The organism is Sphingopyxis sp. (assembly GCF_019459305.1).
Lineage (GTDB): Bacteria > Pseudomonadota > Alphaproteobacteria > Sphingomonadales > Sphingomonadaceae > Sphingopyxis.
The window spans coordinates 1-14,844 of the sequence record NZ_JAIBES010000044.1; the positions used below are offsets into that span (position 1 = coordinate 1).

Genomic DNA, 14,844 nt, shown 5'->3' on the forward strand with positions numbered 1-14,844 from the left:
GCCCCCCCCCCCCCCCCCCCACCCCCCCCAATAAAACAAAACACCCCCCCCCCCCCCCCGGCGCCGGAGGCGACGCCTTTTGCTTAACCGAACGGCTTATCAATCGACGGCGGCGGTTCGCTGAACCATTTCGGGCCGCTGTCGGCCATGTGGAAACAATCCTCCAGCCGGATCCCGAACTCGCCGGGAATATAGATGCCCGGCTCGTTCGAAAAACACATGCCCGGGGCCAGCTTCGTCGTCTCGCCGCGCACCAGATTGACCGGCTCGTGCCCATCAAGACCAATACCGTGGCCGGTGCGGTGCGAGGTGCCGGGCAGCTTGTAGCCCGGACCCCAGCCAAGCCCTTCGTAATAAGCACGCACCGCGTCATCGACATTACCCGCCGGTGTACCGAGCTTCGCCGCGGCAAAGGCAACGTCCTGCCCTTTGCGCATCTCGTCCCATACCTGCCGCTGGCGCGGGGTTGCCTTGCCGTAAACGAAGCTGCGCGAGATGTCGGACTGATAACCGTGGACGGTGGCGCCGCAGTCCATCAGCACGACCTCGCCGTCCTTCACCGCCTGCGGATTTCCCGACCCATGCGGATAGGCGCTCGCTTCGCCGAGCAGGATCAGCTCGAACTCGCTTTTACCGCCGAGTGCGCTCGTCGCAGCGGCCATGATCGCGCCGATCTGCGCGGGGGTCATCCCCACCTCGATCCGCGGCGCGGTATGGCGATAGGCGGCGATGGTGATATCGTTCGCGACCTGCATCAGCGCAATTTCCGCAGGCGATTTGTGCATGCGGCACCCCCGCACGACCGGCGCGCCGTTGACCACGGTCGCACCCGGCATCGCCTTTTCCAGCCCGTCGACCGCAAAATAGCGCACGGTTTCCTCGACGCCGATCTTGCCCTTGGTCAGTCCGCGTATTCCGAGCCATGTCGCGACGGATGCGAGTGGATTGTCATCCTCGTTCCACGTCAGCACTTCGGCTTCGACGCTCAGGCTTTCGCGTACCGACGGTTCCTCGAAAAAGGGGGTCACGACCGCGAGCTCGCCTTCGCGGGTCAACACCGCGGCAGTCAGCCGCTCGCTGCGCCACCACTGGACACCCGTAAAATAAACAAGGCTCGATCCAGGCTCGATCAGCAGTGCGTCCATGTCGTTCGCGCGCAGCAATTGAGTCGCCTTGGCGATCCGCGCCACGCGTTCGACAGCACCAATCGGAACCGCGTTGACGGCCAGATTGGGAAGTCCGCTGGTGTCGGCGGCCCATGCAGACAAAGGCAGCGATGCAGCCAGTCCGCCGAGGGCCGCGGTGCCAAGAAATTGCCTGCGCTGGATCATTGCTCGCCTTCCGCGCTCAGTAAATCAGGAGATCCGAAATTTCGTCGCGCCATGCTGCCTCATCGGGCAACGCCAGCGCGTCGAGGTCACCCGCGACCGCACCTGCATCATCGACCCACAGCCGCAGATCGGAGCCGCCGTTGATCACGTCAATCGCCAGCACATCGTCGGTATATTCATATTTGAAATCGGTGCCGCGCCAGATCGGATAGTCGGGATAGAGGCTGCGGATCGCCTTGAAGCCGAGCGCCTGCGCCCGCCACGGCTGGAACGCGGGATCGTCGTACCACGACCCCTCGGCATGGATGTGGACGCCGCTGCACAACTGTCCGACATGCTTGTGAAAGGTCGGCTGGAACCAGATATCGCGCAGCTTGCAGCCCGCCAGCCATTGCGGCGCGAGCCGTTGCATTTCGGCGATCACCGCCTTGGCATCGATGTCGGGGGCGCCGAAGATTTCGAGCGGGCGCGTCGTGCCGCGGCCTTCGCTGAGCGTCGCGCCTTCGACCATCACCGTGCCGGCATAGGCGCGTGCCATGTTGACGTTCGCGGCATTGGGGCTGGGGTTGATCCACACGCGATCGGTCGGCCAGCCAAAGCCGGGGCCGACTGCGGGCGCCCACCCTTCCATTTCGATCACGCGGTAATCGACGTCGAGATTAAAGTGACGGATGAACCAACGCCCCATTTCGCCCATCGTCAACCCGTGGCGCATGACCATCGGTGCCGCGCCGACAAAACTCTCGCAACCGGGACGAAGCAATATGCCCTCGACCGGGCGTCCCGCGGGGTTCGGGCGGTCGAGCACCCACACCGCCTTGCCGTGCTGCGCCGCGGCTTCCAGCATATAGAGCAAGGTCGTGACATAGGTGTAGATGCGGCAACCCAGATCCTGAAGGTCGATCAGCACGGCGTCGAAGGTGTGCATCGACTGGCCGGTGGGGCGGCGCACCTCGCCATATAGGCTGAAACAGGGAACGCCGTGGACCGGATCGGTGAAGTCGGGCGACTCCATCATATTGTCCTGCAGGTCGCCGCGCACCCCATGCTGCGGCCCGAACACCGCGGTGACATTCACCCCCGCCGCCACGAGCGCGTCGAGGCTGTGGGTCAGGTCGGCGCTGACCGAGGCGGGATGCGCGAGCAGCGCAACGCGCTGGCCCGCCAGCGGCTTGCGCAGCGCAGGATCGGCGAGCAGGCGATCGATACCGAATGAAATCGTCATGCCGCGCCCGGTGCCGCAAGCGTGAGCGCAAAGCAATCGGGATGATGAAAATCGGGCTTGCCGGGCGGATGCGCGAGCGCCCAATAGCTTTTGGCGCCATCGAGCTCCTCGATCACCGCCGACAAGGCGAGTTTCGACCCGGTGTCGGGAAAAATCCCCGGCTCGACGCGCAGCGCATAGTGCGTATCGCTGCGTTCGGCGATCATCTCCCACGGTGCCAGCTCGTCGGGGCGCAGCAGCGAGCGATAATCGTCGAACTGGTAACAGGCCCAGCGGCCGTCGGGGGCATAGTTGAATTCGGTGTAGTCGGGTTGCCCCTCTTCGGTCAGGAACGCCTCGAAACAAGTGCCTTGCCACAATCCGTCGGTCGCGCTGTCGGCGATGACCAGCTGGCCGTCGCCCGGCGGCAACACAATGTCACCCACCGCGCCTTCGACGACATAGCGCAGCGCAAAACCGTCATCGAACGACAGTGTGATTTCCACCGCGACCGACCGCACGGTTCGGGCCGGGGTGTCGGGGTGGCAGACCAGCGACTTGCGAATGCTATCCAAAACCCCAACCCCATGCTAAGCGCCCGCCCGCTATGACGAACCACAAATCCGACCTGCTGCGCGTCCTCGATCAACGAGGCTATATCCACCAGATGACCGACGCGGAAGGGCTCGATGCACTTGCCGCCAAACAGGTCGTCCCCGGATACATCGGTTTCGACGCAACCGCGCCCAGCCTGCACGTCGGCAGCCTGGTCCAGATCATGATGCTGCGCCGCCTGCAACAAACGGGGCACAAGCCGATCGTGCTGATGGGCGGCGGGACGACGCGGATCGGCGATCCCACGGGGCGCGACGAAAGCCGCAAGATGCTGACCGACGCGACGATCACCGCGAATATTGCGTCGATCTTCAGCATCTTTCAGCGGTATCTGACTTTCGGCGACGGCCCGACCGATGCGGTGATGGTCAACAACCAGGACTGGCTGGGCCAGCTTGGTTATATCGAGTTGCTGCAGGAAGTCGGCACCCATTTCACGATTAACCGGATGATGACGTTCGATTCGGTGAAGCTGCGGCTGGAACGCGAGCAGCCGATGACCTTCCTCGAATTCAATTACATGATCCTGCAGGGCTATGATTTCCGCCATTTGTCGAAGGACATGGGGGTGCGGCTCCAGATGGGCGGGTCGGACCAGTGGGGCAATATCGTCAACGGCATGGAGCTCGGCCGGCGGATGGACGGCGCCGACCTGTACGGGCTGACGACTCCACTGCTGACCACCGCTGCAGGCGCCAAAATGGGCAAAACCGCCGCCGGGGCGGTGTGGCTTAATCCCGAACAACTGTCCCATTTTGACTATTGGCAGTTCTGGCGCAATTGCGACGACCGCGACGTCGGCCGCTTCCTGAAGCTGTTCACCGACCTGCCGCTCGACGAGATCGCGCGGCTCGAAGCGCTGGGCGGCGCCGAGATCAACGAGGCAAAGAAGGTGCTGGCGAACGAGGCGACCGCGCTGTGCCGCGGCGAGGACGCCGCGCGCGCGGCGTCGGACACTGCCGCGCAAACCTTTGAAAAAGGGCAGATTGGTGGCGACCTGCCGCAAGCTGTCGCGCCCGCCGAAGGGATCAGCGTCGTCGACGCACTACGCGAACTGGGCTTCGCCGCGTCGAACAAGGAGGCGCGCCGCAAGCTCGACGAGGGCGCGGTCAAGATCGACGGCGTCGTCATCCGCGACCCGCAGCATCGGATTCTGCCGGGTACTGATCCCGTGCCGCTGAGCCTGGGCGCGAAAAAACATGGCCTTGTGATCCGGTAAGGCGCAGAAACGCGTTTACCCAATCTTCAGCATTCAGGTGGATCGTCATGGCCAAACCAACAAGGTCCACAAAAATGCGCAAGATCGATACCAGCAAGGCCCATTATGTCGGGCTCGACCAGCGAATTGCTCCGCGTAGCGACGTCTATGTTCGCTTGCCCTTCGTCATGCCCGACGGACGGCAGGAAATGTGCACCTGCGTCAACATCAGTGCCGACGGTATGCTGATGCGCTTCGAGCGCGGGCTGGAGATCGGCGACCTCGTCGTGTTCCGTATGCCGATCATCGGCCGCACCGCGGCGAAGGTCGTGTGGTCGCTCGGCGGCAAGACCGGTGTCCAGTTCGACAAGTCGATCGCGGTTGAAGATTATCTGCCGATGATCCGCGCCATGGGCGCCCGGGCGGATTTGAACTAAAAACACGAAGTTGAGGCACGCTCTTTTCCCTTCCCGCTTGCGGGAGGGGGACCATCAGCCACTTCTGAGCAGCGGCACCGCCGCATCGCGCTCGAACAGATAGAGGCAGTGCCGCACCGCCTCGCCGCGCGCGCCGTCCATGCCGCCGTCGCGTTCGACAAACAGCCGCGCGTCGTCGTGCGCCACCGGCAGCAACCGCACCAACTGCTCGGCGCTCGCCAGCCGATAATCGGCGTCGCCTGACTGCTTGAGCCCGAGCAATTCGCCCCCGCCACGCAGCTCCAGATCCTTCTCGGCAATCACGAAGCCGTCGTTCGTCTCGCGCATCAGCGCCAATCGCTCGCGCGCGGTTTCGGACAGGTTCTGCGAGCGCAACAGCAAGCACACCGATTTCGCCGCGCCGCGCCCGACGCGCCCGCGCAGCTGGTGGAGCTGCGCAAGGCCGAAGCGGTCGGCATGTTCGACGATCATCAGGCTGGCGGCGGGGACATCGACCCCGACCTCGATCACCGTCGTCGCGACCAGCACGCCGATCTCGCCCGCTTGGAATCGTGCCATGACGTCATCCTTGTCCGGCCCCTTCATCCGCCCGTGGACCAGCCCGACGCGGTCGGCGCCCAGCCGCTCGCGCAGCAGCGCGGCGCGTTCTTCGGCGGCGGCGAGCTCGCTCATCTCGCTCTCGGCGACCAGCGGGCACACCCAATAAGCCTGCGCCCCCGTCGCCAGATGACGCTCCAAGCCGCCGACCACCTCGTCGAGTCGGTCGTCCGACACGACGCGGGTATCGACCGGCGTGCGCCCCGGCGGCATCTCGTCGATCCGCGAGACGTCCATCTCGCCATGGTTGGCCAGTTGCAGCGTGCGTGGGATCGGGGTCGCGGTCATCACCAGCAGGTGCGGCGGGCGCGCCGCTTTCTGGGTCAGCATCAGCCGCTGCGCGACGCCGAACCGATGCTGTTCGTCGACGACGACCAACGCAAGATCGCGGTACATCACCGCATCCTGGAAAATCGCATGCGTGCCAACGAGGATGTCGATGCTGCCGTCGGCCAACCCCATCAGCGTCGATTCGCGCACGCGCCCCTTGTCGCGTCCGGTCAGGATCGCGATGTTCACCGGCAGCCCCGCGAGCATGGCCTGCAAGGTCGCGAAATGCTGACGCGCCAATATCTCGGTCGGCGCGAGCAGCGCCGCCTGCGTCCCCGCCTCGACCGCCGCCAGCATCGCGCGCAGCGCGACCAGCGTCTTGCCCGACCCGACGTCGCCCTGCAGCATCCGCAGCATCGGGGTTTCGCGGCCCATATCGGCGGCAATCTCGCGCCCCACCCGCTCCTGCGCGCCGGTCAGCCCGAACGGCAGCCGCAGCGCGTCGATCAGCCGTCCGTCGCCGGCCACCGCGCGCCCCTTGCGCTTGCGCAGCCCTTCGCGGATCAGCATCAGCGCGACCTGGCTCGCGAAAATCTCGTCATAGGCCAGTCGGTCGTGCGCCGCGGCGTCGTGCGGGCTGGCATGGGCGCGCGTCAGCGCTTCGCGCCAGGCGGGCCAATTACGGCTCGTCAGCAGCGGCCCGTCGATCCATTCGGCGAGCTCGGGGCTCCGTTCGAGCGCGATCTCGACCAGCTGCGTCAGCCGCGCGTTGGTCAGCCCTTCGGTCAGCGGATATACTGCCTCGCTTGTTGCGATTGCCGCATCGCTGTCCGGTTCGCTGACATGGTCGGGATGGACGATCTGGCGCATCTCGCCATAGGTATCGAGTCGACCTGACACCTGCCGCGGTTCGCCGAGCGGGAACAGCTTTTTCGCCAGGCCCGATGTGCGCCCGAAATAGACGAGGCGGACATGATCGCCGGCCGCGTCGAATGCATCAACGCCGAACGGCGCACGCGGGCTGCGCCCCGACCGGTAGTCCTGCGCGGTCAGCGTGACGATGATCTGCTGCCCCGGCTGTGCGTCGTCGAGGCGATCGACCGGATGGCGCTGCACCAGTCCGATCGGCAGGTGAAACAGCACATCGACGACGCGCTCCAGCCCCAGCCGAGCCAGCGGCTTGGCGAGCTGCGGCCCGACGCCTTTCAGGTCGGTGAGCGCGGCAAAGAGCGGATTGAGGATTTCGGGTCGCATCGGTGATCGCTGTTTAGCGCGAGCTTTGCCAACTTGCACCTCCCCTCTCCCCATGCATTAGAACGCAGCAAGACTTACGAGTTTGCGCGTTAGTCGCTGCGGGTGAGGGGTATGCGCTTGCAAAACAAGCGCGCGCTCGCCATGCGAGCGCTCACCCTCATCCGACTTCGCCTAGCCGCAAAGCGGAAAGGCTCCGTATCCTTCTCCCGTCAAGGGAGAAGGGAAAGAGAAACAGATGACCGACCGCCTCAAACGCCTGAAATTCCGCGCCTGGCATCGCGGCACGCGCGAGGCCGATTATATGATTGGCGGCTTCTTCGACCGCTATGCGGCGACGTGGGGTGATGACGAGATCGCTTGGTACGAAATCGTCGTCGAGGAAGACGACGTCGACATCATGGCTTGGGCGCTCGGCACCGGCGAGCCGCCCGCGCATCTCAACCGGCCCGAGATGATCGCCGCGATGCGCCGCCTGGACTATATCCCGCTGCCATGACCATCCCTGCCGCCGACATTTTTGCCGCAATCGGGTCGGCAGCGGCGCCGCTGACGCTCGCGCGTGCCGCCGATGGGTTCCTGCCGCTGCTGCTCGCCGATCTGGCGCGCGCCAGCGACAAGCGGCTTGTTTATGTCGCGACCGACGACACGGCGATGCAGGCGATAGCCGATGCCGCGCCCTTCTTTGCGCCCGACCTCATCGTCCACCGCTTCCCAGCTTGGGATTGTCTGCCCTATGACCGCGCGGGTCCGTCGATGCGCGTCAGCGCCGACCGGCTGGCGACGCTGTCGGCGTTGCAAGCCGCACCCAAGCGCGGAGAACTGGTCCTCACCACCGTCGCGGCGATCACCCAGCGTACGCTGACCCCGTTCCGCATCCGCCAGCTCGCGACAACGCTCGCCGTAGGCCAGCGGATCGACCGCGATGCGCTGGCAGAGCTGCTGGTCTCGAACGGCTTCAGCCGCGTCGACACCGTCGCCGATCAGGGCGAGTTTGCCGTGCGCGGCGGCATCCTCGACCTGTTCCCCGCGGGCGAGGAAACCGGACTGCGGGTCGATTTTTTCGGCGACGAAATCGAAAGCATCCGCCGCTTCGACCCCGCCGACCAGCGCAGCCTTGGCCCCGCCAAGGCGCTGCAACTGCTCCCCGCCGCCGAGACTTTGCTCGATCAGGACACGATCAAGCGCTTCCGCTCAGCCTATCGCGACCTGTTCGGCGGCCAGTCGACCAGCGATCCGCTCTATCAGGCGGTGAGCGAGGGGCGGCGACAGGCGGGGATGGACCATTGGTTGCCGCTGTTCGAGGAGCGGCTGGCGACGCTGTTCGACCATATCGACCCCGCGACCCCGGTGCTGCGCGGCCACCGCAGCGAAGCCACTGCCGAGACGCGCTTTGCCGCGATCACCGATTATCATGCGAACCGCGTCGCGGCCGAAAAAGAATCGACCGGCAGCTATCGGCCGCTGGCACCCGAGACGCTGTATTGGACAGAAAGTGAATGGGCGAGCGCGACGACGAGCCGCCCGATCCACATCATCACCCCGTTCGACGTGGCCCCCTCAGCGACTGTCATCGACCTTGAAACCTTTGCCGCACGCGATTTCACCCCCGAACGTGCTGCCGACCTCAACATTTATGACAAGGTCGCCGATCATCTAAGCGACGAACGTCGCAAGGGACGACGCACGATCATCGCCAGCTATTCGGCCGGCGCGCGCGATCGCCTGTCGGGGCTGCTGCGCGAGCATGGCGTGACGTCGCTCGCCCCGGCCGACGGCTGGCAGGACGCACTCGGTACCGCGTCTGCGACAAGCGGCGGCGCGACCGCGATGGTCGTCCTCCCGCTGGACCACGGCTTCGCCTCGGACGCGATCAGCCTGCTCACCGAACAGGACATCCTCGGCGAGCGGCTCGTCCGCCGCCAGAAGCGCCGCAAGAGCGCCGACGCCTTCCTCGCCGAACTCGCGACCCTCAGCGTCGGCGATCTCGTGGTTCACCTCGACCATGGCATCGGGCGCTATGAAGGGCTGACCTCGATCCCAGTCGGCAGAAGTCCGCATGATTGCGTCGCGCTGACCTATGCGGGCGGCGACAAGCTGTACGTCCCGGTTGAAAATCTCGACGTGCTCTCGCGCTACGGCGGCGAGAGCGACGGGGTCGCACTCGACCGGCTCGGCGGCGAAGCGTGGCAGCGCCGCAAGGCGCGGATGAAGGAGCGGATCCGCGAGATCGCGGGCGAACTGCTCGCGACCGCGGCGCAGCGCGCGCTGCGTTCGGGCGAATTGCTCGCGCAGGACGCCGCCTATCCCGCCTTTGCCGACCGCTTCCCCTATCAGGAAACCGACGATCAGGACCGCGCGATCGGCGACGTTCTGGCCGATATGGCGTCGGGCAAGCCGATGGACCGGCTGGTGTGCGGCGACGTCGGGTTCGGCAAGACCGAGGTTGCGCTGCGCGCCGCGTTCGTCGCGGCGATGGCGGGGGTGCAGGTCGCGGTGGTCGTGCCGACGACGTTGCTCGCGCGCCAGCATTACACCAATTTTGTCGAGCGTTTTAAAGGCTTCCCGGTCAACATCGGCCGCCTGTCGCGCCTCGTACCGGCGGGCGAAGCACAAAAGACGCGCGACGGCCTGGCCAGCGGTCATATCGACATCGTCGTTGGCACCCATGCGGTGATCGCCAAGTCGGTCGAATTTAAAAACCTTGGTCTGGTGATCGTCGACGAGGAACAGCGCTTCGGCGTCGTCCACAAGGAGCGGCTGAAGCAGCTCAAGGCCGACGTCCATGTCCTGACGCTGACCGCGACGCCGATCCCGCGCACGCTTCAGATGGCGATGTCGGGGCTGCGCGAGCTCAGCGTCATCCAGACGCCGCCGGTCGATCGCCTCGCGGTGCGGACCTATGTGGCACCGTGGGACGCTGTCGTCCTGCGCGAAGCCTTGCTGCGCGAACATGATCGCGGCGGGCAGAGCTTCTTCGTCGTGCCGCGGATCAAGGATCTACCCGATATCGAGGAATTCCTCCGCAACCGCATCCCCGAAATAAAATATGTCGTCGCGCATGGCCAGATGACCCCGACCGAGGTCGAGGACCGGATGAGCGCCTTTTACGACCGCAAATATGATGTTCTGCTGTCGACGACGATCGTCGAGTCCGGGCTCGACATCCCGAGCGCCAACACGCTGATCATCCACCGCGCCGACCGCTTCGGCCTGGCGCAGCTGTACCAGCTGCGCGGGCGCGTCGGGCGGGCGAAGACGCGCGCCTATGCCTATCTCACCACCCCCGAGCATGGCGCGATCACCGACACCGCCGAAAAGCGGCTGAAGCTGCTCGGCGACCTCGACACATTAGGCGCGGGGTTCCAGCTCGCGAGCCACGATCTCGACATTCGCGGCGCCGGTAACCTCGTCGGCGACGAGCAATCGGGGCATATCCGCGAGGTCGGGTTCGAGCTGTATCAATCGATGCTCGAAGAGGCGATCCTGATGGCCAAGGCCGAAGGCGCCGGCAAACTGCCACCGCGCGAAGCCTTGTCGCCAACGATCACAGTGGATGCACCGATCCTGATCCCCGAGGATTATGTCCCCGACCTGCCGCTGCGCATGGCGCTCTATCGCCGCCTCAACGATGCTGCCGACCGTCCGGCGCTCGATGCCTTTGCGGCCGAGATGATCGACCGCTTCGGCCCGCTGCCGCCCGAAACCGCGAACCTTGTCCTGCTGATGGAAATCAAGGCGAACGCCCGGATGGCCGGAATCGCCAAACTCGATGTCGGCACCAAGGGTGCGCTCGTCAGCTTCCACAGCGACCAGTTCGCCAACGTCCCCGGGCTGATCGCCTATGTCGAACGCCTGAAGGGCCGCGCGCGCCTGCGCCCCGATAACAAATTGTCGGTGAGCGGCGACTGGGTCAGTACCGGGGCGCGGCTCAATGGAGCGCTGCAATTGTCAAAAGGATTGGGGAAGCTGGCGAAGCAGGCGATGTAATCGTCGCCTCCGCGAAGACGGGGCCGCTATCGACGTCGCGCAAGGCTGCCTGTAGCCCCCGCCTTCGCCGGGGCGACGTTTATTGTGTCAACGCCAGCAACTGATCCCCCGGCACCGGGCCCGACTTCAAAAACCCCTGCCACGATGCGACGCCCAACTCGGACAACCGCGCCAGCTGGCGCTCATTCTCGATCCCCTCGGCCACCACCAGCAGCCCCAGCGCGCGCGCGAGGTCGACGATCGCGCGCACCACGAAGCGGTCGCGGTCGCTGCCGTCGATGGTACGGGTGAAGCCGCTGTCGATCTTGAGGTAATCGATCGGCAGCCGCGCGAGCAGCGACAGGCTGGAATAGCCGGTGCCGAAATCGTCGATTGCGATGGCACAGCCCAGCGCGCGGATTTGCGCGAGCTGTTCCGCCGCGCTCGCCGGATCGCTCAGCATTGCCTGTTCGGTCAGCTCGAGGGTCAGCCGGTCGGGATCGACCTGCGCCGCTTTCGCCATCGCGGCGAACCGGCCCGCGAATTCGGGATCGCCCAGATCGGCGGCGGTGATGTTGAGCGACACGCGCAGCTTTGCCAGCGATTTTGGCCAGTTCGCCATTTCGGCGAGCGCAACGCGGTGGGCATGTTCGGTCAGCTCACATTCGAGCCGCGCCGCCCGCGCCGCTGTCACCAGCGGTCCGGCGCCGAGTAGGCCGAGCTCGGGATGCTGCCAGCGCAGCAGCGCCTCGACCCCGATCATTTCGCCGGTGCCGACATCATATTGCGGCTGATAATGGATCAGCACCTCGTCGCCCGACAGCGCCGCATTCACCATCACGCCGTCGCGCGCCGACGCAGGACGCGACAACTGGTCCCCCGCGTTGCGCAGCTGCTCGGCGACCGATTCGTCACGCGTGATCAGCGCCGCCGCAATCCGGATCGACAGCCGTCCGTTCGGGTCGCCGACGATTGGTTCGGCCAGCGCGACATGCAGCGCGCGTTCCTGCGCGCGCAATGCCCCCAGCGACATCGGCGCCGACGGCACGATCAGGAAGCGCGGCCCGTCGAGTCGGTCAACGCACGACCCCTGCCCGAATTCGTCGCTGGCGAAATTTTCCAGCCGCCGCCCGATTTCGTCGAGCACTGCGTCGCCGGTCGCGGTTCCGGCACTGATGTTGATCCGCGCCATCTGATCGATCTGGACCAGCATGACGCCGGCATCGGCATCGTGGCGCGCGTGCAGCGATTCAAGTTTTCGGACACATGCGGACAGGGTTTCGGACAAGCGATTCATGGCATTCCCCTAGCAGGCTTTGCTTGCCAAGTTGCTGCCTTTTGCATCACAAGGCGCCTGTGGCTGCCACATTTTCCCAACCTGCCGCATCGACGGCGCCTTTGATCGACGGCCATGGCCGCCAGATCAGTTACTTGCGCCTGTCGGTGACCGACCGCTGCGACCTGCGTTGCCGCTATTGCATGGCCGAAGACATGGTCTTTCTGCCCAAATCGGCGGTGCTCAGCATCGAGGAAATGGGCGAGCTGGCCGTGCGATTCGTCGCGCGCGGGATTCGCCGCATTCGCCTGACCGGCGGCGAGCCGCTGGTGCGGCGCGGTATCGATACGCTAGCGACGCGGCTGGGAGCGATGATCGGGCACGGCCTCGACGAACTCACCCTGACCACCAACGGCATGCGGCTCGCCGAACATTCGCCGATGCTGGCGGCGGCCGGAGTGCGCCGCATCAACGTCAGCCTCGACACGCTCGACCCCGCTGCGTTTCGCCACATCACGCGCGTCGGCGACGTCGATGTGGCGCTCGGCGGAATCGCCGCGGCGCGCGCGGCCGGGCTGCCGGTGAAGATCAACATGGTCGCGCTCGCGGGGCTCAACGAAAACCAGCTGCTGCCGATGCTCGATTATTGCGCCGAGACCGGCTGCGACCTCACGCTCATCGAAACGATGCCGCTTGGCGAGGTCGAAGCCGACCGCAGCGACCATTATATCCCGCTCCACCATTTCATCGCGCCGCTCCGCGAAACGCACGCGCTCTATCCGGTCGATAAGCGCACCGGCGGCCCGGCCCGCTATTTCGCGATTGAGGACAGCCCGGTCACGCTGGGGCTGATCACCCCGCTGTCCGACAATTTCTGCGCGACGTGCAACCGCATCCGCCTGACCGTTGAGGGGCGCGTCTATATGTGCCTGGGGCAGGACGACCATGTCGACCTGCGCGCGGCACTGCGCGATGGCGGCGACGTGGATGGGTTGATTGATGCCGCATTGGCTGGCAAACCCCGCGCGCATGACTTTCATATCGAACGAAAGTCCACACCGGCGGTCGCGCGTCATATGAGTGCAACGGGCGGCTGAACCTAGCCGCGAGGGGAACCGGACCAATATGCATCGCAAGATCGCGCTTGTCGCATCGAACGCGCCCGCCGCCATGGAGGCGGAGGCCGAGTTGCGCCCGCTTTATGACTTCGTCGATCTGAGCGAAGCTGATCTCTTGATCGCGCTCGGCGGCGACGGTTTCCTGCTCCACATGCTGCACCAGCTGCTTGACCAGCGGCGCAGCATGCCGGTGTTCGGGATGAACCGCGGCACCATCGGCTTTCTGATGAATGAATTTCGCGTCGAGGGGCTGGTCGACCGGCTCGCGGCGGCGCGGCCCTTTTTGATCCATCCCTTGCGCGGCGACATCACGACGATCAGCGGCGAGCGCCATATCCTGCCCGCGATCAACGAAATTTCGCTGCTCCGCGAAACGCGTCAGGCGGCAAAGCTCGAAGTGCTGATCAACGAAAAGACGATGCTCGAGGAACTCGCCTGCGACGGCGTGCTGGTCGCGACCCCCGCGGGCTCGACCGCGTACAACCTCAGCGCCAACGGCCCGATCCTGCCGCTCGAATCCGAAATGCTGGCGCTGACCCCGATCAGCCCGTTCCGCCCGCGGCGCTGGCGCGGCGCGCTGGTCCCCGAATCGACGAGCATCCGCTTCAACGTCCGCGAGGCGGCAAAGCGTCCGGTCAGCGCGGTCGCCGACCAGCGCGAAATCCGCGATGTGAAGACGGTGCTGGTTACCACCGACCGCAGTCGGCCGCTGACTTTGCTGTTCGATCCCGACCAAGGGCTCGACGAACGCATCGCAATGGAACAATTTATCGTCTGAGCGGAGCCTATCGCGCCAAAACCCTCTTGATAAAGTTGGCGGCCCACGGCAAAGGGGCCGCCTTGCCCGCGTCAGCGGGATGTTCCTCGGTAGCTCAGCGGTAGAGCAATCGACTGTTAATCGATCGGTCGTAGGTTCGAATCCTACCCGGGGAGCCAATTACAGACTCTAAAGCATTGAATTTAGGTGGTTTTTAGGAGGGTCATCGAATTGACCCCACATCCATCCCCGCAAATTATATTTGCTGCGTCACTTCGCGTGGCCGGGAAATTTTGTCGCCCTGCGATTGGAACCGATCTTTCACTCGAATTCCAAAAGCCGATTCTAAGCCCGACAGCATTTCCTGTCGCTGATCTGCTGCCCATCGGCGAACCTCGTCATCACTGCGCTCTCCAGCCATCCTCCTATTCGATCGTTTGAAGCAAAGCTCTTCAGCAGACCTTGGCCGGTTGCAGCCAGGCGGGATTCAGGCAGGCAACTTTGGCAGCGGACATTCGCCGTCGCCGAGCCGCTAAGACGGATCAGTCGGCGGAGAGCGCAATGTGGCCGCGATCTGTGCTTCGGCCGCGGTTGCTTCCGCAATGAGCAGGCGCAGTGCCTTTGCGGTGTCTTCCAAAAGCCCGTCACCAAGAGGCCGCTCGCCATTGATGAAACGGCGGATGGCCCGCTCGTCTATGCCAAGGCGCCGCGAGAATGCAGTGGTGCCGCCAAACAATTGGACGCAATAAGCAAAATGCTCGCGTCGCTCGTCCACTGAAAATGACGCGGCCATTGCTTCCCCTTTTCGTTCGCTGCCGGCG

General features: G+C 65.0%; 12 protein-coding genes and 1 tRNA gene. 7 read left to right on the forward strand and 6 right to left on the reverse strand.

All coding sequences use genetic code 11. The annotated features are described in order from the left end of the window. Positions 1–83 precede the first annotated feature (83 nt). The 3 genes from K0M74_RS04640 to K0M74_RS04650 are packed head-to-tail and all read right to left on the reverse strand — an operon-like array spanning position 84 to position 3,110. On the reverse strand, positions 84–1,331 hold the full coding sequence (locus K0M74_RS04640; protein WP_293968576.1) for a Xaa-Pro peptidase family protein: 1,248 nt from the start codon (positions 1,329–1,331) through the stop codon (positions 84–86). A 16-nt stretch (positions 1,332–1,347) separates the two neighbouring features. Continuing rightward, positions 1,348–2,550 (reverse strand): DUF1343 domain-containing protein, encoded by a 1,203-nt coding sequence (locus K0M74_RS04645; protein WP_293968597.1) that lies wholly within the window; start codon positions 2,548–2,550, stop codon positions 1,348–1,350. A gap of 2 nt (positions 2,551–2,552) precedes the next feature. Further along, positions 2,553–3,110, reverse strand: a complete 558-nt coding sequence (locus tag K0M74_RS04650; RefSeq protein WP_293968578.1) for a DOMON-like domain-containing protein — start codon at positions 3,108–3,110, stop codon at positions 2,553–2,555. A 32-nt stretch (positions 3,111–3,142) separates the two neighbouring features. On the opposite strand from K0M74_RS04650, the gene tyrS reads away from it, so the two are divergent. Beyond that, a complete protein-coding gene (gene tyrS, locus K0M74_RS04655; protein ID WP_293968580.1) occupies positions 3,143–4,369 on the forward strand; it encodes a tyrosine--tRNA ligase in 1,227 nt (408 codons plus the stop codon). 74 nt (positions 4,370–4,443) lie between these two features. Further along, positions 4,444–4,785: a PilZ domain-containing protein gene (locus K0M74_RS04660; protein WP_088439277.1), complete on the forward strand. Its 342-nt coding sequence runs from the start codon at positions 4,444–4,446 to the stop codon at positions 4,783–4,785. Positions 4,786–4,839: 54 nt separating this feature from the next. Here the strand turns inward: K0M74_RS04660 and recG are convergent, their stop codons facing one another. Continuing rightward, the gene (gene recG, locus K0M74_RS04665) at positions 4,840–6,906 is read right to left on the reverse strand and encodes an ATP-dependent DNA helicase RecG (RefSeq protein ID WP_293968582.1); all 2,067 of its coding nucleotides are present in this window, start codon (positions 6,904–6,906) and stop codon (positions 4,840–4,842) included. 235 nt (positions 6,907–7,141) lie between these two features. Between recG and K0M74_RS04670 the strand changes: the two genes are divergently transcribed. Both K0M74_RS04670 and mfd read left to right on the forward strand, forming a co-directional pair. Beyond that, positions 7,142–7,402 carry a succinate dehydrogenase assembly factor 2 gene (locus K0M74_RS04670; RefSeq protein WP_293968584.1) on the forward strand — a complete coding sequence of 87 codons (261 nt, stop codon included), beginning with the start codon at positions 7,142–7,144 and terminating at the stop codon, positions 7,400–7,402. Next, positions 7,399–10,893 (forward strand): transcription-repair coupling factor, encoded by a 3,495-nt coding sequence (gene mfd / locus K0M74_RS04675; RefSeq protein WP_293968586.1) that lies wholly within the window; start codon positions 7,399–7,401, stop codon positions 10,891–10,893. Before K0M74_RS04670 ends, mfd begins: the two co-directional genes overlap by 4 nt. A 79-nt stretch (positions 10,894–10,972) precedes the next feature. Here the strand turns inward: mfd and K0M74_RS04680 are convergent, their stop codons facing one another. Next, a complete protein-coding gene (locus K0M74_RS04680; RefSeq protein ID WP_293968589.1) occupies positions 10,973–12,169 on the reverse strand; it encodes a GGDEF domain-containing phosphodiesterase in 1,197 nt (398 codons plus the stop codon). 59 nt (positions 12,170–12,228) lie between these two features. Here K0M74_RS04680 and moaA point away from each other — a divergent pair, with 59 nt between their 5' ends. From moaA to K0M74_RS04695, 3 genes are all read left to right on the forward strand, one after another. After that, positions 12,229–13,245 (forward strand): GTP 3',8-cyclase MoaA, encoded by a 1,017-nt coding sequence (moaA, locus tag K0M74_RS04685; RefSeq protein ID WP_293968591.1) that lies wholly within the window; start codon positions 12,229–12,231, stop codon positions 13,243–13,245. A 28-nt stretch (positions 13,246–13,273) separates the two neighbouring features. Beyond that, positions 13,274–14,044 carry an NAD kinase gene (locus K0M74_RS04690; protein ID WP_293968593.1) on the forward strand — a complete coding sequence of 257 codons (771 nt, stop codon included), beginning with the start codon at positions 13,274–13,276 and terminating at the stop codon, positions 14,042–14,044. Between the two features lie 83 nt (positions 14,045–14,127). After that, a tRNA-Asn gene (locus tag K0M74_RS04695) sits at positions 14,128–14,202 on the forward strand. 353 nt (positions 14,203–14,555) lie between these two features. On the opposite strand, the gene K0M74_RS04700 is transcribed toward K0M74_RS04695, so the two are convergent. Continuing rightward, positions 14,556–14,844: hypothetical protein (locus tag K0M74_RS04700; RefSeq protein ID WP_293968595.1), on the reverse strand; the 289-nt coding region annotated here is incomplete at its 5' end.